This window comes from Acidimicrobiia bacterium (assembly GCA_016650365.1).
In the GTDB taxonomy this organism is placed as follows: Bacteria; Actinomycetota; Acidimicrobiia; order Spongiisociales; family JAENVV01; genus JAENVV01.
Genome location: JAENVV010000249.1, coordinates 1 through 16,765, shown reverse-complemented (window position 1 = coordinate 16,765; position 16,765 = coordinate 1). Strand labels below are relative to the sequence as shown.

The window sequence follows — 16,765 nt, the reverse complement described above, 5'->3', positions numbered from 1 at the left end:
TTGCCTAGGGAACGTATCTGGGGTGTTGGCGGCGGGCCACGTTGGCGATCGTACGAGCCTCCGAGAGGCTCTTTCTCAGATAGCCAAGCGGTATCAGACCGGCCAGCCCGAGTCCCAGCCCGATGGCGACCGCGAGGGCAAAGCCATCGGCAATAGCGGCGGCGCCTTTCTGGTCGGTGACATCCGGACTGCCTGCCAGCAAGTTCCGGACGGCGTCGACGTCCCCGAGGCGCCGTCCCACGACAAACAAGATCACGGCTCCGCCGGTTGCTGCCCCGACCGTAAAACCGAGGTTTCGATAGAACTGATGCGCGGCCGTCGCCCGGCCGCTTTCGTCGACCGCCGTGATCGATTGCAGAAGGGTCAACCCTGCGTTGGTGGCCATGCCGAGTCCTGTTCCAACCACCGCCATCCCGGCAAACACAAACGGTAGAGGCGCATCGACCGCCGCCAGCGTGGCCACCGAACCCAAGCCGATCAGTGTGATCCCAAAGCCAGTAACAATCGTCGAGGTTTCGGCAAGCCGATCGAGCATTCGACTGGACACATTGGAGCCGATCGTCCATCCGACTACAAAGAAGACCACCGCCCATCCGGTCAACGTCTGACTACCACCGCGCGCGCCCCGCACATAGAGAGTAAAGAAGGACTCAGTGGCGATGCCTCCAGCCAGCAACAAGCTGATGGACCACGCCAGCAAGCCGAAAGGTGGATCAATGAGGTGTCGCCGTTTCATGACCGGCTCCGCGTGGCGTCGCGCATGCCATAGATAGACCATCGCAATGAGGGCGGACCCGGCAAATAGCCACGCTGACCACCCATCAAAGGCGTTAACCGCAAACAGCAACAGCAAGTTGAAAGCGAAGACCATGGCGAGGCCCAGTAGATCCAGGGACCGCCCCGACCGCAACCCGACGGGACCGGGCATCACTCTCCACCCTGCTGCCAGGGATACCAGACCAAATGGAACGTTCAGGAAGAAGATCCAATGCCACGACGCAAAGGAAAGAAGGAAGGCTGCCAGAGCGGGGCCTGCCACACCCATGACCCCCCAAACGGTCGAATTGGCTGCGAACGCCCGACCGACCAGGTGTTTGGGGAAGAGCAGATTCACACCCGCCAATCCGACGGCGATAACTCCTCCTCCCCCAAGACCCTGCATGACCCGAGCCCCGATGAGCAGAACCATCGAGCCTGCCAGGCCCGCCATGAGAGACCCCAGGACGAAGGCGCCAACGGAGAACCGAAATATGAACCGCAGTCCAACCGAGTCAATGAGCGCGCCGGCGACAACGGTGGCCACACCGGCCATAAGGAGATAGACCGTCACCACCCACGGCAAAAGGTCGAGGTTGCCGAGATCGGCGGCCAAGTTCGGCAACGCCGCGGACACCCCCAACGAGTTGAAAGCCGACAGTCCAACCAGGGTGAAGATAGCGATCGAGGCGGGCAGCAATTCGGGTGCCAGCACGCTCTTGGGTTGGGGATCGTTCACTGACCCAGCCTAGGCCCGGTGATAGGGGTGTCCAGACCGGATCGTCTCGATCCGGTACAGCTGCTCAAGCAACACGAGTCGGGCGAGTTCGTGCGGCAACGTCAAGTCAGAGAGACGCCAAATCGCTCCGGCATGCTCGCGCAGTTGAGGACCATGTCCGTTGGCTCCCCCGATGAGCAAACTAATCCGCGAAACACCTTCGGTTTCCCAGCCGCTGACGATCGCGGCCAGCTCCTCGGATCCGTAACTCTTACCACGCTCGTCAAGGACAACGACCTTGCCATCAGCCTGTTGCAGCAGACTGTTTGACTCGGCGGCGTTCCGTTTATCGCTATCGCGATCCTTCCCGTCCTTGATCTCAATGACCTCGGCGGAGGCGATTCTCTGAAGGCGGTCAAGATAGAATGAGCAACCTTCTGCGTAGAAGCCACGCTTGAGTTGCCCGACGGCGAGGATTCGATATCTCACACTGTCAGGCTACCGGTCGGGGTGCCCGCTGCAACTCGCGACTCCGACCAGTCTGGTCAACCGTCCGATCGAGTCTGGCCGGTAAGCAGAATGCCCACCCCGGCGAGAATCACAAGAACGGGCCAAAAATACCTACCTTGCAGCGCAATCCATCCCAGCGCGTCAGCCAGGTAGGCGGCTCCGATAACAAAGAAGGCTGCGCCGGTTAGGAAACTTCCTGAATTCTTCATCGGGCGATCTCCAGTTCTCCAATACCGAGTTCGGCATTGATGTGAATGGTCGGGCCAGGAGCGACCCAAGTCCGGTCAAGCGACAAGCCCAAGCCGTCAACGACCTCACCGAAGACGGTGAGCTTTCCAATGCCGGTCTCAGCATGCACGACGACCTGGGCATTGGGCGGCACGACAACGCGGGCCGCTCCGATTCCCATGTTCAGCGAGACGGTTTGGTCTGTGACAAATGTCACGGCGCCAAGGTCCAGGAGATAGTCACCCATACCGTGTTCGTACAGATCGTGCACGTCGGCAACGACGGCGGGTGTTTCTCGGACTTCGCCGACCCCATTCCATGGACCGATGAACGAAACCGCCCCGGAGACGACCGTCACGCTCGTGAGTAGCACGCCGACCGATATCAACCCGCCTACGTCCTGGCGGCCCGATCCGTACATGACACCCATCCCTACCAACATGAGGGCGGCGGGTACCAGTAGCCCCCACGAGACTGCCGCGGTCGTCGTCAGATCGACCATCCAACCGATGCCAACCAGCAGGACCAATGCACCGGTAATCACGCGGCCGATGGAAACCCTTTGCCCGCGGGGCAGCTCAGGTGGCGTCAGAACCGGCCGTTCCTCCAAATCAATCATTTGCGGCCTCCCAACATAATGAAGACACCGATCGAGACCAGCCCGATCGGCCATAGGTACTTGGACAAATCGGGGAGGAACTCAGACATCAGCAAAACTGACCCGACCGCGATCACGGTGGCACCAATAATCGTCCGACCGGCAAGGCTCGACCCGGTTGGGGCCGGGCCCAACACATCGGTTGGCTGTTCTTCTGGAATCGCAATCCAGCCAATGATGTAGAGGAGGACACCAGATCCCCCCGACAGAGCCAACAACACAAACGCCACCCGGAGGATCACCGGATCAATTCCGAGGTAACGACCGAGTCCTCCCGCGACTCCAGCCACCACTTTGTCTGTGGTGCTCCGCCGTACACGAACAACCTGGGGTTGTTCGGTCGGATGGGTTTCCAGATCATAAGCCATATGTTCTTCCATCCTTTCTTGCCGATCAGCTCCAACATACGACATCCAAGCTGTCGATCCAGAGGCCATTAGTCCGCGATCGCGCCGACCAAGCCCAGCCCCGCATCCAGATGGATCTCAGGCGCCTCGACAGATCCCGATCGTGTCAATGGCCGATCGGGACCTTTTCCTCTGGGATCATCGCCGTCGATGCAGCGACGCTGGAGAGGAACGACGTCCTTGAGGTCGGGAGGTCAACGATGAGGACGGATATTCGAGCAGCCAGGAGCGTTGCACCCCATGTCAAGACGCCCAGGTCAAGACGCCCGTTGGCCCTCCGGTCACTGATTGGCCTGCTGGTATTTCAGGGGGCTCACGGCCCTGGGAGGCGGGCTGGCCTTCATTGCCGAACCCAACGGCGCCCTGGTGGGAATGAAGCTCTCCGTCCTGCAGAACACGCCGTCTGGCTCATTCCTGATTCCTGGACTTCTCCTTGCCATTCCGCTCGGTCTGGTGCCGTTGCTGATCGCCAGGGACATAGCCCATAACTGGCGCCACTCATGGGCAACGAGAGTGGAGCAACTCATAGGAGTGTCGATCGGCTGGGCCGGTTCTCTCGCCGTGGGTCTCGGCCTGATCGTGTGGATCGTCGTGGAATACCTGACGATCGACTACCACTGGCTCCAAGCGGTGATGGGTGCGGTCGGAGTCGCCATCACGGCTCTGACGTTGCTTCCTTCAATTCGGCGCCGGTTCACCATCGTCCGGATTCGGTGATCGTTTCGAACTGGTTTGAACGCCGGGGTTAGGAAGCGAGACCGGACGGGCTGCGCCCGGGGGTTCCGACCGCCACGACCCCGGCGAGAGTGAGCAAGCCGCCGACGGCGATGGCCGGAGTGATCAATTCGTGGAGCAGAACCACTCCGCCAATCAAGCCCACCAGGGGTGCCGTGTATCCGGTGAGGGCAACAACCGTCGCCGAGACATGCTTGGTTGCATATAGCGTTGCTGCGAACGGCAGAAGGGTGGAACCGAGACCGAGGCCAATGAGCAGGACCCAATAACCAGATGCCACGCTGGTCGGGGTCACTCCACCTACGGCAAGTCCCACCGCCCCTGCCACGAACAGGCCGCTGACGAACATGGGTATGGCAAGCTCGGTGGTGTTATGCATCGGGGCGAAACGTCGACTGAGGATCCCCGACATAGACCCGACCACCACACCACCAAAGGCGAGTCCGCCGCCGACCAGGGCGCTGCCACCCTCGGCTAGACCGCTGTCGCCCGACAACACGATGATCAGGGTGCCGGTCAGGCCAAATAGCAAGCCGAACACCTGCGTACGCCGCAAGGTCTCTGACAAGAGAAAGCGAGCCATGACAGCCGTTACAACCGGAACCAGCGTAATCACCAGCGCCTCGAACCCGGCCGAGACGAAGTTCAGCGACCCGATAAAGAGCATCGGCGCGATTCCAATCCGAAGGACACCGATGGCCGAGCCCCGGCGCCAGGCCTCCCGGTCTATGACGGTTTGCCGGACCAGGCCGTACCCCACGATGGCAACCGTTGCGAACAGGATTCGAAAGACGACGACGGTAAACGTCGTCGCTCCCGCGACGAACAAGGCCCGAACTCCAACGCCGGCCAGGCCCCATCCAAACGATGCGGCGCCCAGAGCTACGATCGATCGCGGGTGCATTCGTTCAAGCTAAACCCCACTGACGTTTCAAAGAAACCGCTCAAGCCTCGAACCGAACGTGCCGATGAAGCTGGAAGCAAGCTTCTCAGCGGAGGCTGCGGCGGAGATCCCCTTCTCTCGTTGCCTACCCCTCTGTGGAGAATTATGAAGAGGCCCCCTAGGGGGCCTCTTCTCGTTGTTGGAATGATCTCGGCCACGGGCGGGTTGCCCAATACAGCAACCACTGCGGAGGAGATGAATCGTGGGTTGCCGGGCTTTTAAGCCTCATATTCTTGATGGCGGGCATTATGAAGATGACCCAGACCAAAGAGAAGCTCGCTGAAAACATGGGTTGGGTCGAACACTACAAGACCCGGGCGATCAGGTTGATTGGTCTTCTTGAGGCCCTCGGAGCGATCGGTCTAATTCTCCCAGCCGTGACGAACATTCTCCCCATTCTCACCCCCCTGGCAGTGATCGGCATTGCCCTCGTGATGGTCAGGGCGATGTCGCGCCAACTGAGTCGAGGCAATGAGACCCAGATGGTCGTCATGAACATGACGTTTCTGCTCATGGCACTGTTTGTGGCCTGGGGCCGCTTCGGCGACTACGCCTTCTAGGCAGCTACCTAACCAATGGAGCCATTCGCGCCGGGGTCGGTTGGTCAGGTTCAGTTCGCTGACCAACCGGGAACCCCCCACATAGTCACACCGTTAGCCTCTTGGAGAGGAGCGAAAGGTGCGATCAGCGGCAACAGTCGTCGTTCTCGGCGCATTCCTGATTGGTTCGTGTGCCGCTGGCGGTGAGCCAGCAGGGACTGTTGGTTCGGTGTCGCCTTCCACAACCGTCATCGCCCGAACCACCGCTTCACCGTCAACGACATTTCAGTCGGCAACCTCGACCACCAACATGGGAGTGAATGCCGAACTCGCCGCTCTCGTCGATCGGATCCCGGGCGCCATCGCCTCCAACGACGTCGACCAGATCGATGCGCTTCTCAATGAATTCTATGCGTTGGCCGACAGCGGAAACCTCACGGGGGACCCCGTCGCCGTGTGGGACGGAGTCGATGAGTTATTCGCCGCCCGAAACGACGCAGTCTTCGCTTCGGCACGGCTCGACCTCAAGGGACCGGAGCTGACAGCTGAGGTGGCCACCACCTTGCCTCAAGAGTTCTTTGTTGTCCAGGTCGGAACCGGTGTTGTGATCGTCGGGCCGGATGGGGAGGCGCTCGGCAGTCTGGCCAACACCGACGTGGGAGACGAGCGGCTTCGCGAACTACTCCCGGGGGACCCGGTTGACCACCAATACTTCCAGGTCGGCAACCGGGTGAAGGGATTCGCGAAATCGGTCGGCGTGACGACCATTACCGACACCCAGATTCTGATCGCAGGCAATACCCCGATCGACATCTTGGACCGGTACGTGGCGACCAGCGTGGACGACCTGGTCCTCACGGTGCATGACTGGGACCATGGATCCCAACCGTCCATCGCCATCGATACCGCCACTGGCAAGACGGTCGAGCTGTCACCCGGCTGTCGGGTTTCGGTGGCAGTCGACGAGGGCTGGTATCTCATTTGTACCAGCGATGCACACTCCCCTGACGGAGCGTTCGCAGAAGTTCGGTTCCGCCACCGAGGTGGCGAGACAACATTCCTGGGCGGCCCGGCCTTCGTGAACGAAAGCGGCAACGGTCCAACAGTCGTTGGGCATTGGGCTTCGGTCCAACCCGGACCCGATGGCACCCTCCTCGGTCAATGGTCGGGCGAATGCGAAGTGCCCTCTGCTCATGTTCTTGTAGACCAAGACTGGTGGCATGTCTGGTATGACGGCCACGACCTGGTGGTCGCCGCCGATATGGATTCCGAGACGTGGGGATGGGCCGAGTCGTGGGCGCTCGGATGGCTCGAATCCGGACAAGCGGCCATTGGGGCTCGCGGTGGGGGTTGCAGCTGGGATGAAAGCGGCCTCCTCCTCGTGAGACCCGACGGCTCATTCGACGTCATCTACCCGTTCGGCGACGCCGAACTTTGGAGGCGAGTAGGCGAATGACCGGTTGCCACACCGAAGAGTTAAACTCATAGTTGTGCGTCGTCTCTCCTTACTTGCCATCACGCTTCTCGTCCTCGCGGGTTGTGCCGAAACGAGCCAGCTAGGTATCGACCGCTCACCTGCCGAGCTCATCGAGCTTGGATCAACTTCGTATCAGACGTTCTGCGCAGCCTGTCATGGCGTTGATCTACGGGGTACCGATCAGGGACCATCCTTTCTCTCGATCATCTACGAACCGAACCACCACAGCGACTTCGCCTTCACGAGCGCCGTCAAGAACGGCGCGGTGGCTCACCACTGGGAATTTGGAGACATGCCTCCCGTAGCGGTCATCACCGACGATGAGATTGCGGCGGTCACCGCCTATGTCCGTAACGTCCAAGAAATCGAAGGGTTCGACGAATAGTCGGGGTTTCCCGAAAAGGAATTGCGGGGTTTGGTCGAGCAAGACCGATCGACGAGCAATAGTCTCCTCCCATGTTGTCTTCTGCGCCCTGGGTTTACTTCTCGCTCACATGCCTCGTCATCCTGTTTCAGCTGGGACTGGCGGTTGGCCTACCCTGGGGATCAGTCGCCATGGGAGGCAAATACCCCGGCAAGTTTCCGCACCACATGCGCGGAGCAGCCGTTGTGCAGGCACTTATCCTGGCGGCCTTGGCGGCCACGGTTCTCACCAGGGCTGACGTGATTTTTCCGCAATGGCTCGCCACCTCGCGGATTCTCACCTGGTTCGTCGTTGCCTTCGGAATCATCAGCGTGGTGCTCAATCTCACAACCCCAAGCAAGTGGGAGCGTCGAATCTGGGGTCCGGTCACCGTCTTGATGCTGCTGAGCAGTCTGGCCGTGGCGATCGACTGATGAGGCTGATCCCGGTGGAGGGTACGAACGGGAATTACGGAACCGGGTGTCGGGTTAGGTCGGTGAATAACGTGTACTCGGGCAGGAAATTCATCTCGACCCGGCCGGTAGCACCTGCCCGATGCTTGGCAATGATGACTTCTGCCAATCCTTTGCTCTCGACCGCCTCAGGGTTGTAGTACTCGTCGCGGTAGATGAACATCACGATGTCGGCATCCTGCTCGATGGCACCCGATTCACGCAGGTCGCCAAGCCGGGGCCGTTTGTCTTCTCTCGCTTCGAGACCACGGTTGAGCTGGGACACGGCCAGGACGGGGCACTCGAGCTCACGAGCCAGGTTTTTGAGATTTCGGCTGATCTCGGCGATCTCTTGCTGACGGTTCTCACGATTACGACCCTGCATTAGCTGGAGGTAGTCGAGGACCACGAGGTCGAGACGTCCCTTCTGGCGTTTGAGGCGTCGACATTTGGCCCGAACGTCGGTGACGGTTGTGTACGAGCTGTCATCGACGAAGATCGGCGCCGGATACAAGCGACTCGCCGCGTTCGTGACTTTTTGCCACATCTCAACGGAAAGCTGTCCGGCTCGTAACTTCATCGAATCGACCCGGCCCATCGAGCACAGAATTCGTTGAATGATTTCGTCTTTGCCCATCTCCAAGGAGAACATGGCGACCACCCCGCCACTGACGGCGACATTGGTCGCGATGTTCAGGGCTATGGCACTTTTGCCCATCGCCGGACGGGCGGCGATGACGATGAGATTGGCGGGTTGGAAACCGGCCAACATGCCGTCGAGGTCCCGGAAGCCGGTGGACAATCCGGTGATCTGCCCGGCGTTGGCCTCGAGCGCTTCGATGTTCTCGAGAGCAGGTTTGAGCATCGTCGATAGCTCCAACAAGCCGTCCCCGACCCGCCGTTCGGCGACTCCCAGCACGGTCTGTTCCGCATTGTCGATGACGTAATCGATTTCTTCGTCCGTCTGATGAGCCAGGTTGGTGATCTCGCCACCCGCCCGAATCAGGCTCCTCCGCAGCGCGCTCTCTTCGACGATGTCGGCGTAGTAGTCGACCCGCGAGGCCACCGGCACGGCGTTCTGGAGGCGAGTGATGAAGGCCGGGCCACCAATTTTGTCCAGCTCGTCTTTGCGGCGGAGCTGGTCTGTAACGGTGACCGCATCAATCGGCTGACTCGTGTTGTAGAGCTCAACCATGGCTTCATAGATGGCCTGATAGGCAGGAACATAGAAGTCGTACGACGACAGACGGTCGATAACCGCGTTGGCGGCGTCCGAGGACAGCAGCATGGCGCCGAGGACCGACTCCTCGGCGTCTGCGTTATGGGGCGGGGTTCTGATACCGCTCGCCCGAGACGGCGCCCGTAGAGGAGCATCAGGCGCCGGCGGCGCGTACGAGTCATCAGGTGGCTCGTACGCGCCGCCGTCCGCCATGCGTATTTACGCCGGGATGACGTCGAGGGTCAACACAAACTCCACGTCTTTGTGCAGTTTGATTGGCACTTCATGCAGGCCGATGCTCTTGATCGGCTTGTCCAGGTTGATGGCATGGCGGTCCAGCGCGACGCCGGCAAACTTCTGCACGCCTTCGACGATGTCATTGATCCCGATCGAACCGAACAGCCTGCCTTCGTCACCGGCTTGAGCACCAATGACAATCCGGGTGCCAACCAGTGCCGTAGCGATGGTTTCGGCTGCTTGACGGGCCTTACGCGACGACTCATCGCGAGCTTCCTTCAGCGCCGTAGCGTGCTTGAGAGCACCACCGGTGGCTTTGATGGCGACATGACGCGGCAACAAATAGTTGCGGCCGTAACCGTCGGCTACCTCAACAATGTCTCCCTCGACCCCGAGCCCGGGGACTTCCGCTGTCAGAATCAGTTTCATTAGCGGTTGATGTACGGCAGTAGGGCCATTTCACGAGCGTTCTTGATGGCCATGGCCACCTCACGCTGGTGCCGGGCACAGTTCCCGGTGACACGACGGGCACGGATCTTGGAGCGGTCGGAAACATACCGACGCAAAACCGAGACCTCTTTGTAGTCAATGGTGGCGCGTTTGTCCGTGCAGAACACACAGACCTTTTTCTTCATTTTGCGGCCGGAATCGTTCCGGCGCTTCTTGCGTGGCTGCTGAGCCATGTTGTTTCTCCTAAAGCTGTAGCGCTAAAACGGCGCTTCGTCTGGTCCGAAATCTTCCCTGGCCACCGGAGCAGCCGGAAGGCCGCCCCCATCCGAGCCGCCGCCGAAGTCACCGCCACCCGTGCGGGCGGCTTTGGTCACCGTGGCGGAAGCCCAGCGAAGACTGGGACCGAGTTCGTCAATGCGGAGTTCAACGACCGACCGCTTTTCACCTTCGGGGGTATCCCAGCTGCGTTGTTCAAGGCTGCCGGTCACGATGATGCGAGTGCCCTTCGTGAGCGACTCGGACGCATGTTCGGCGGCTTCTCGCCACAAAGTTCCGCCGAAGTACGACGTCTCTTCCTGCCATTCGTTTGCCTGATCACGCCAACGGCGATTGACGGCAATGCGAATCTTGGCCATGGCGATGCCCGATTGCGTGAAGCGCAGCTCTGGATCTTCAACCAGGTTTCCGATGAGTGTTACGGTATTCGTCATTGATCCCTCTCCTGGGTCGTCTCGTTCGTCACATCAGACCGTGATGAAAGTATCCGGGCTGACTGTGACAAAAAAGGTCAGTCTTCTAGGCGCATGACCTTATGCCGGATGACTGCATCGGACAGGCGCAGGGCACGATCGAGTTCGTCAATCGCCACCGGATTATCGGTTTTGAAGGTGACGAGCGAGTAATAGCCCTCGTTCATGTGGTTGATTTCGTAGGCAAAGCGTCGCTTGCCCCAAAAATCCTGTTGGGAGACCTCGGCGCCTCGAGCTTCCAGCAAGGCTGCGATCTCCTTGACCTTGCTCTGAGCATCTGGCTCTTGGAGGTCAGGACGATGGATCGTCATGACTTCATAGTTGTTCAATATGTACCTCCTATGGACATCCGTCGATGCGGATGGCCCCGCCACGGTGACGGAGCAGGATGTGCACCTTGCGGTGCGGAGAGCACCCGGACGGGTGCGCGGCTCGCGAGTGTAAACGCGGAAGCTCCCGCGAGCTAACTGAGAATCCGTTCACATTTCGCGATCGCCCCGCAACTCCGTCCAACATTGTGTATGTTGAAACCCATGGCAGTCGACAAGGATCGGAAAACCGATGGCACTTCGTGGAGCTGGGCCTATTTGATCCCGCTCATGGGACTGATGATCCCCATCATCGCCATCACAGACCTGAACCTTACCGAGGTACTGACGAGCACGATGGCGGCCGTCATCGCGGCGATCGGTGCCGGGACCCTGGCCGGTCGATACCTGCTCGGATACCAACACCAACTCCAGGTGAGGGAACTTGAGGCCCGAAGGGAGATAGTCGCCCTTGAGACCCACCAACTCACCGAAGCACAGCGTGTCCTCGATCTTGACGATCGACTCGACGAACTCAAACCGCCGCGAAAGGCTGCGCTCCCTACCGAGGCCTAGCCTGTTGGCATGAGCAGTTTCCTAGAACACCTCTCCTCCGAATTGGTCACCCTCCGTTCAGACGGGCTGGAAAAACGTGAGCGCCTCATTGCCTCTCCTCAGGATGCCACCGTCAGGCTCAGTGACGGTCAAGAGGTCATCAACCTGTGTGCGAATAACTACCTCGGGTTGGCCAATCATCCCCGGCTGATTAAAGCGGCCCACGCGGCGCTCGACGAATACGGTTACGGAATGGCCTCGGTCCGCTTCATCTGCGGTACCCAAACCATCCACACCGCCCTTGAGTCGAGGTTGTCGGCATTCCTCAAGACCGAGGACACCATCCTCTACTCATCGTGCTTCGACGCCAACACCGGCCTGTTCGAGACCTTGCTTGGCGAGCAAGACGCCATCATCTCGGATGAGCTGAATCATGCGTCGATCATTGACGGGATACGGCTGTGCAAGGCCCAGCGATTCCGATATGCCAACAACGATCTCACCGACCTCGAAAACCAATTGAAGGCATCCCGGGATGCAAGATTCCGACTCATCGCCACGGATGGGGTCTTCTCGATGGATGGGATCATCGCCAACCTGCCGGGTATTTGCGATCTCGCCGAAGAATACGATGCGATGGTGTTCGTCGATGACTCTCATGCGGTCGGGTTCGTCGGTGACCATGGCGGAGGAACCCCGGACTATTGGGGAGTCGAGGATCGGGTCACGATCCGGACCGGAACGCTTGGAAAAGCTCTTGGTGGCGCTTCGGGGGGCTACACCTCCGGCCCGAAGGAGTTGGTCGCCTGGCTCCGCCAACGGTCCCGTCCATACCTCTTCTCGAATTCACTGGCACCAATGATTACTGCGTCGTCCATGACTGCGCTTGATCTCATCGAAGACGGCGCCGGGCTTCGGCGACGGCTGGCAGACAACGGGTCCTACTTCCGGTCTTCCATGCAAGAGGCCGGTTTTCGACTGGCAGGGGCGGGCCACCCAATCATCCCGGTGATGCTTGGTGACGCCAAGGTGGCAGGCGAAATGGCCCACCGACTCCTCGGCCGGGGCGTGTACGTAACGGCCTTCTCGTTTCCCGTCGTGCCCCGCGACCAAGCCCGCATCCGGACCCAGATGTCGGCCGCCCATACGATCGACCACCTCGACACGGCCATCTCGGCATTTGTCGACGTCGGCACCGAGCTAGGCGTCCTGGCGTGAAAGCCCTTATCAAACCTTTCCCCGCCCCCGGTCTCGAGTTGACGGACGTTCCGGTTCCCGAATACGGCCACAACGATGTTCTCATCGAAGTCCAACAAGCGTCGATCTGCGGAACCGACCTCCACATCCAAACCTGGGATGAGTGGGCGGCGGCCACGATCCCGATCGGCATGGTGGTTGGCCACGAATACATGGGAAGAGTGGTGGCCATCGGGTCTGAGGTGCGAGGCATTGCGGTCGACCAACGCGTTTCAGGCGAGGGACATGTGACCTGTGGAACGTGTCGCAACTGCCGGGCCGGACAACGGCACCACTGTCGCAACACGGTAGGGGTAGGCGTAAATCGGGCGGGGGCATTCGCCGAATTCGTGGTCATTCCTGCTGTGAACGTGTTCCCGATCCCCGACGACGTCAACGACGACATCGCAACATTGCTCGATCCGCTCGGTAACGCCACCCACACCGCGCTGGCCTTCCCGCTGGTCGGCGAAGACATACTCATAACCGGCGCCGGCCCGATTGGCCTCATGGCCGGAGCCATCGCCAACCACGTCGGGGCCCGACACGTCGTAATCACCGATGTGAACGACTACCGCCTCAAGCTGGCTGCCCGCCTCGGGATCGAGCGAGCCGTTCGCGCCGATCGAGAAACCCTTGAATCCGTAATGGCCGACCTGGGCATGATCGAGGGGTTCGATGTTGGAATGGAAATGTCGGGCAACCCGAGGGCACTCCGGGACATGCTTCATGTCATGAATCACGGTTCGAAAGTGGCATTGCTCGGGATCCCCCCGACGGAGGCTCCGATCGACTGGAACGATGTCATCTTCAAGGGACTGACGATGCAGGGCATCTACGGACGCCGGATGTTCGAAACCTGGTATCAAATGACCGCCCTCCTTCAGGGCGGCCTCGACATCAGTCCGGTGATTACCCATCACTTCCCGTTCCAGGAGTGGGAAACCGCCTTCGCCATCGCCCGCTCGGCCGAAGCGGGCAAGGTGATCCTGACCAGCTGGTAGCGGCACTTCACCTGACGACCCAGCGTCTCATCGCATCTCGTCGTAGCTCAGTATTCGAAGAATTATTATTCCGTCTTGAGCGTACTCGACAACAAACGAGGCGGGTATCTCCCTCTCCCCGCTGAACCACTTCTTCTGTGTCCAGTGCCGGAAGGGAGAGAAGGACTCATCAGCGACAATATAGGTTGCTCCGTAGAGGCCCGCCACGTCGAGCAGCGCATTGAGGTCGCCCGTATAGGGCATCGCAATTGCGCCCCGCCGAGTGTGAAACGCGAACTGCCAGGGGTTTCCAGTCAGCACCACGGCGTCGTCGGGAAGGAAGCTCGTATAGACCGCGACCGCCGGTGGAAGCTCCGTGACTGGACTATTCGTCGAATGATACCGATAGGCGCTCCCGCCCACGAGAACCAACACGGCCATGGCCATCGGCTTATTCCACGCAAACCCCATACCGAATCCTGCGATCGCCGTGAGTGGGATGAGATACGCCCAGTACCTGGCTTCGAAATGTATGAGTGATGCCTGAACAACGGCCACAACCATCATAAAACCACCCATCATCAGACTTGCGACCCGCTCGTCGAACTGGACGCGCTCTGACGGATTACCTCGCAATCGTCTCCACAAAGGCACCGCAATGAGAGGGATACACGCCACCACACCAGCGAGTCCGAAAATCATAAGCCAGAATGGCACGACACGCCCGTCGGCAAGATTCTGACCAAAGGCCTTGAGGTACTCCAGCGACCCCTCGAATCTGTTCGGCGCGTCTGGCGGAAAAACAGCCGTTGGGTTGTAGAAGGCGTCATTATGGTCCCCGCTTACATATGCCAATCTGAGTGCGTCGCTGACCAACCTGCTTCCTGGCGAAATCAGCGTTCCCCACGCGTCGTATTGAATTTTCAAATAGGGCAAGAACGCGACCACGGCGGCCGAAATAGCGATTAAGCCGGCTTTGACGTCGCGGCCGACGCGACGAGTAAAACCCAACACAATCAGGCCTAAGAGTGGTGCAAGAAACACGTATCCCAGTGGGGGGCGCTGACCCATCGCGTAACCGGCAGTGAAGCCCAGAGGCACCGCCCACAGCAACGAACGCCGTCGCAAGGCCACGAAACACGCGGCGAATGACGCTGCGGCCGCAACCATGTAAATATCGGTCAAGCCACTGATTGTCAGAAGCATCGACGGTTCGAACAGCACGACGTACCCGGCCATAAACGTGGGTAGCCGCCGATTGGTCAACATGAAGACGGTAAATGCGACAGCGATCGCCGCCAGGGCTTTCGCGGCGGACGCCGCCGCTAACAATGAGGTGCGATTGGCACCGAAAACCTTGAAGAATGGGGCGATGCTATACGCCCCATATATTGACCAATATGGCTCGAGGTGGGGGAATTTGGTGGTGCCGATCCCCTGTCCGCCAGTATGAATCCAGTAGTTCGATACCACCGGTCCTTTGCCCTCGGCAATGCTCCGAGCGGCTTCTGCAACGCTCGCCTGGTCCGCATGACCGATAAACGCCTCACCAGTCATCGAGTTCGGCCACCCGATGTCCAGAAACAAAGAGAAAACACAAAGTGCTAAGAGCGGAACCATCACCACAAGCAGTGGCCGACGGGAAGCGAACGACCGGATCGGTCCGAGGTCGCGCACCGCGTCGTCGGCGACTAACTGACGCGGGCTGGCGTTGGCGTCCGTTCCGTTGAGGGGATCCACTGGATCAGCATAGGCACTGGCTTCGAGACGTTGCCTCATCAGTCCGGTGATTACCATCACCTCCCGTTCCAGGAGTGGGAAACCGCCTTCGCCATCGCCCGCTCGGCCGAAGCGGGCAAGGTGATCCTGACCGGCTGGTAGTTGCCCATACCCGGGCAGCCATCAGCCCTCAAGAGTCGAGCCTGGCCGGTCGATATTGGGATATGAACGGAGAAGCATCAAGGGTCGCGGCTGCGGGCCGCCCATCCCGATCGTGGGTCGTCGTCGCAACCATCTTGGCGACCACTTCTCTCGCGTCGATCCTCGGTGCACTCGCCATCAACACCGATGCCCAACGCCCGATCGGTGAGGGCGAATTGTTCTTGCAGGACGGACAGCAGGTCGCCGCCAGGCTGGGAACCCTTGACATCGTCACCGACGACCTGCGGCGCATGCGCAACAACCTGACGATCGAAGCCGTGAGCCTGGTCGAATCTGACGGCAAGATCATCATGTCAACCTCGCCCAGTCTGGTCGGTCACACCCCGTCAAGTCCACTAATGGTCGGATTCGCCGACGGAGGCAGATTCGGCGCAATTGCCGTACCGATCGACGTGCCGATCACCGTGGACGGCGTGGCCGAATGGGAGCCAGGCGACATTGTCTACGAGGTCATTCAGCCACTCGGCGGCGGTCGAGCAATCCTCCTGACGTACGACATCTCTGAGCTCCTGGCTCGCCGGAGCGCCTCAGGAGGGGTGCCCATTCTGGCGCTCCAGCTTGCCGGCTTAGCCGCATTTCTACTCGTTGCGGCGACCCTCCTCTTCGTCGCTCGCAGCCGGGTGGCCAGGACACTTGGGGAGTTGGCGCTTCAATCCGAATATCTACGTCGCGAGTCCGAGGTGCTCACCGAACACAATCGCGAACTTGACGAGGCTCGTAAACGCGCCGAGCACGCCTACGAACTGGCCGAGGAGAAGAATCGGATCCGATCAGAATTTGTCCTCATGATCAACCACGAGTTGCGAACCCCCCTCACGGGAGTAGTAACCGGCGCCGAACTCCTTCGATCTGGCGGGGCCATCTCCGACGAAGTGTGGCTTGAGATCCTCGACGATGTCCTCAACGACGGGCGACGGCTCTCGGAAATGATCGACCAAATCCTTGCCGTAGCGCGCATCGAAAACGGGGCATTGTTCTTCGCACTGCACGACGTCGACCTGGTGGACGTCGTGGACCGCCTGGAGCTGGCACGACCAAGGTTCGACATTCCGGATCGCGACGCGCTCAACGATGTGGTCCTCCGAACCGACCCGACCAGCCTCGTAAATCTCATCCAATCAATCGCTGACAACGCTTTCACTCATGGCGCCAAGAACGTCGGCGTAACCATGTCGGTCGACTTGCCGTTCCAACCGATGCTTGAGGTGGGAGTTCGCCCCGAAAGTCCCGTATACGTCTTGATTCGCGACGATGGGCCGGG

At 60.0% G+C, this 16,765-nt stretch carries 21 protein-coding genes; 9 read left to right on the top strand and 12 right to left on the bottom strand.

The window, feature by feature from the left end:
- Positions 1 to 4 precede the first annotated feature (4 nt).
- The 5 genes from JJE47_14300 to JJE47_14280 are packed head-to-tail and all read right to left on the bottom strand — an operon-like array spanning position 5 to position 3,238.
- A complete protein-coding gene (locus JJE47_14300; protein MBK5268594.1) occupies positions 5 to 1,495 on the bottom strand; it encodes an MFS transporter in 1,491 nt (496 codons plus the stop codon).
- 9 nt (positions 1,496 to 1,504) lie between these two features.
- Positions 1,505 to 1,963: a 23S rRNA (pseudouridine(1915)-N(3))-methyltransferase RlmH gene (locus JJE47_14295; protein ID MBK5268593.1), complete on the bottom strand. Its 459-nt coding sequence runs from the start codon at positions 1,961 to 1,963 to the stop codon at positions 1,505 to 1,507.
- Between the two features lie 56 nt (positions 1,964 to 2,019).
- Positions 2,020 to 2,193, bottom strand: a complete 174-nt coding sequence (locus tag JJE47_14290) for a hypothetical protein (GenBank protein ID MBK5268592.1) — start codon at positions 2,191 to 2,193, stop codon at positions 2,020 to 2,022.
- On the bottom strand, positions 2,190 to 2,831 hold the full coding sequence (locus JJE47_14285; protein ID MBK5268591.1) for a hypothetical protein: 642 nt from the start codon (positions 2,829 to 2,831) through the stop codon (positions 2,190 to 2,192). The genes JJE47_14290 and JJE47_14285 overlap by 4 nt, the downstream gene beginning before the upstream one ends.
- Complete coding sequence (locus tag JJE47_14280) at positions 2,828 to 3,238, bottom strand: PspC domain-containing protein (protein MBK5268590.1); 411 nt, start codon at positions 3,236 to 3,238, stop codon at positions 2,828 to 2,830. The genes JJE47_14285 and JJE47_14280 overlap by 4 nt, the downstream gene beginning before the upstream one ends.
- A gap of 327 nt (positions 3,239 to 3,565) precedes the next feature.
- On the opposite strand from JJE47_14280, the gene JJE47_14275 reads away from it, so the two are divergent.
- Positions 3,566 to 3,994 (top strand): hypothetical protein, encoded by a 429-nt coding sequence (locus tag JJE47_14275; protein MBK5268589.1) that lies wholly within the window; start codon positions 3,566 to 3,568, stop codon positions 3,992 to 3,994.
- A 28-nt stretch (positions 3,995 to 4,022) separates the two neighbouring features.
- Here JJE47_14275 and JJE47_14270 read toward each other — a convergent pair whose 3' ends face one another.
- The gene (locus JJE47_14270; protein MBK5268588.1) at positions 4,023 to 4,916 is read right to left on the bottom strand and encodes a DMT family transporter; all 894 of its coding nucleotides are present in this window, start codon (positions 4,914 to 4,916) and stop codon (positions 4,023 to 4,025) included.
- A gap of 275 nt (positions 4,917 to 5,191) precedes the next feature.
- On the opposite strand from JJE47_14270, the gene JJE47_14265 reads away from it, so the two are divergent.
- The 4 genes from JJE47_14265 (at position 5,192) to JJE47_14250 (ending at position 7,808) form a co-directional block, all read left to right on the top strand.
- A complete protein-coding gene (locus JJE47_14265; protein MBK5268587.1) occupies positions 5,192 to 5,515 on the top strand; it encodes a DoxX family protein in 324 nt (107 codons plus the stop codon).
- 118 nt (positions 5,516 to 5,633) lie between these two features.
- The gene (locus tag JJE47_14260) at positions 5,634 to 6,950 is read left to right on the top strand and encodes a hypothetical protein (GenBank protein MBK5268586.1); all 1,317 of its coding nucleotides are present in this window, start codon (positions 5,634 to 5,636) and stop codon (positions 6,948 to 6,950) included.
- A gap of 4 nt (positions 6,951 to 6,954) precedes the next feature.
- On the top strand, positions 6,955 to 7,356 hold the full coding sequence (locus JJE47_14255; GenBank protein MBK5268585.1) for a cytochrome c: 402 nt from the start codon (positions 6,955 to 6,957) through the stop codon (positions 7,354 to 7,356).
- Positions 7,357 to 7,427: 71 nt separating this feature from the next.
- Complete coding sequence (locus JJE47_14250) at positions 7,428 to 7,808, top strand: hypothetical protein (protein ID MBK5268584.1); 381 nt, start codon at positions 7,428 to 7,430, stop codon at positions 7,806 to 7,808.
- Positions 7,809 to 7,842: 34 nt separating this feature from the next.
- Here JJE47_14250 and dnaB read toward each other — a convergent pair whose 3' ends face one another.
- The 5 genes from dnaB to rpsF all read right to left on the bottom strand — a co-directional run bounded on the left by dnaB (position 7,843) and on the right by rpsF (position 10,810).
- On the bottom strand, positions 7,843 to 9,258 hold the full coding sequence (gene dnaB, locus JJE47_14245; protein MBK5268583.1) for a replicative DNA helicase: 1,416 nt from the start codon (positions 9,256 to 9,258) through the stop codon (positions 7,843 to 7,845).
- Between the two features lie 6 nt (positions 9,259 to 9,264).
- Positions 9,265 to 9,711, bottom strand: a complete 447-nt coding sequence (gene rplI, locus JJE47_14240; GenBank protein ID MBK5268582.1) for a 50S ribosomal protein L9 — start codon at positions 9,709 to 9,711, stop codon at positions 9,265 to 9,267.
- Entirely contained in the window at positions 9,711 to 9,917 is a 207-nt protein-coding gene (locus JJE47_14235; GenBank protein MBK5268581.1) for a 30S ribosomal protein S18, read from the bottom strand. The genes rplI and JJE47_14235 overlap by 1 nt, the downstream gene beginning before the upstream one ends.
- 72 nt (positions 9,918 to 9,989) lie before the next feature.
- The gene (gene ssb, locus JJE47_14230) at positions 9,990 to 10,442 is read right to left on the bottom strand and encodes a single-stranded DNA-binding protein (protein MBK5268580.1); all 453 of its coding nucleotides are present in this window, start codon (positions 10,440 to 10,442) and stop codon (positions 9,990 to 9,992) included.
- Between the two features lie 77 nt (positions 10,443 to 10,519).
- The gene (gene rpsF / locus JJE47_14225) at positions 10,520 to 10,810 is read right to left on the bottom strand and encodes a 30S ribosomal protein S6 (protein MBK5268579.1); all 291 of its coding nucleotides are present in this window, start codon (positions 10,808 to 10,810) and stop codon (positions 10,520 to 10,522) included.
- A gap of 204 nt (positions 10,811 to 11,014) precedes the next feature.
- Between rpsF and JJE47_14220 the strand changes: the two genes are divergently transcribed.
- Genes JJE47_14220 through tdh form a run of 3 tightly spaced genes read left to right on the top strand, consistent with a single transcriptional unit; the run spans position 11,015 to position 13,584 of the window.
- Positions 11,015 to 11,365, top strand: a complete 351-nt coding sequence (locus tag JJE47_14220; GenBank protein ID MBK5268578.1) for a hypothetical protein — start codon at positions 11,015 to 11,017, stop codon at positions 11,363 to 11,365.
- 9 nt (positions 11,366 to 11,374) lie between these two features.
- Entirely contained in the window at positions 11,375 to 12,562 is a 1,188-nt protein-coding gene (locus JJE47_14215; protein ID MBK5268577.1) for a glycine C-acetyltransferase, read from the top strand.
- Positions 12,559 to 13,584: an L-threonine 3-dehydrogenase gene (gene tdh / locus JJE47_14210; protein ID MBK5268576.1), complete on the top strand. Its 1,026-nt coding sequence runs from the start codon at positions 12,559 to 12,561 to the stop codon at positions 13,582 to 13,584. Before JJE47_14215 ends, tdh begins: the two co-directional genes overlap by 4 nt.
- 27 nt (positions 13,585 to 13,611) lie before the next feature.
- On the opposite strand, the gene JJE47_14205 is transcribed toward tdh, so the two are convergent.
- The gene (locus JJE47_14205; protein ID MBK5268575.1) at positions 13,612 to 15,363 is read right to left on the bottom strand and encodes a hypothetical protein; all 1,752 of its coding nucleotides are present in this window, start codon (positions 15,361 to 15,363) and stop codon (positions 13,612 to 13,614) included.
- A gap of 14 nt (positions 15,364 to 15,377) precedes the next feature.
- Here JJE47_14205 and JJE47_14200 point away from each other — a divergent pair.
- The coding region (locus tag JJE47_14200; protein MBK5268574.1) for a HAMP domain-containing histidine kinase at positions 15,378 to 16,765 on the top strand (1,388 nt) is incomplete at its 3' end.

What these genes read in the sequence shown, in the direction of transcription:
- JJE47_14290 (MBK5268592.1), bottom strand. Translation starts at nt 2,193, where the DNA reads ATGAAGAATTCAGGAAGTTTCCTAACCGGCGCAGCCTTCTTTGTTATC.
- JJE47_14285 (MBK5268591.1), bottom strand. Translation starts at nt 2,831, where the DNA reads ATGATTGATTTGGAGGAACGGCCGGTTCTGACGCCACCTGAGCTGCCC.
- JJE47_14280 (MBK5268590.1), bottom strand. Translation starts at nt 3,238, where the DNA reads ATGGCTTATGATCTGGAAACCCATCCGACCGAACAACCCCAGGTTGTT.
- JJE47_14270 (MBK5268588.1), bottom strand. Translation starts at nt 4,916, where the DNA reads ATGCACCCGCGATCGATCGTAGCTCTGGGCGCCGCATCGTTTGGATGG.
- JJE47_14265 (MBK5268587.1), top strand. Translation starts at nt 5,192, where the DNA reads ATGGCGGGCATTATGAAGATGACCCAGACCAAAGAGAAGCTCGCTGAA.
- JJE47_14250 (MBK5268584.1), top strand. Translation starts at nt 7,428, where the DNA reads ATGTTGTCTTCTGCGCCCTGGGTTTACTTCTCGCTCACATGCCTCGTC.
- dnaB (MBK5268583.1), bottom strand. Translation starts at nt 9,258, where the DNA reads ATGGCGGACGGCGGCGCGTACGAGCCACCTGATGACTCGTACGCGCCG.
- rplI (MBK5268582.1), bottom strand. Translation starts at nt 9,711, where the DNA reads ATGAAACTGATTCTGACAGCGGAAGTCCCCGGGCTCGGGGTCGAGGGA.
- JJE47_14235 (MBK5268581.1), bottom strand. Translation starts at nt 9,917, where the DNA reads ATGAAGAAAAAGGTCTGTGTGTTCTGCACGGACAAACGCGCCACCATT.
- ssb (MBK5268580.1), bottom strand. Translation starts at nt 10,442, where the DNA reads ATGACGAATACCGTAACACTCATCGGAAACCTGGTTGAAGATCCAGAG.
- JJE47_14220 (MBK5268578.1), top strand. Translation starts at nt 11,015, where the DNA reads ATGGCAGTCGACAAGGATCGGAAAACCGATGGCACTTCGTGGAGCTGG.
- JJE47_14215 (MBK5268577.1), top strand. Translation starts at nt 11,375, where the DNA reads ATGAGCAGTTTCCTAGAACACCTCTCCTCCGAATTGGTCACCCTCCGT.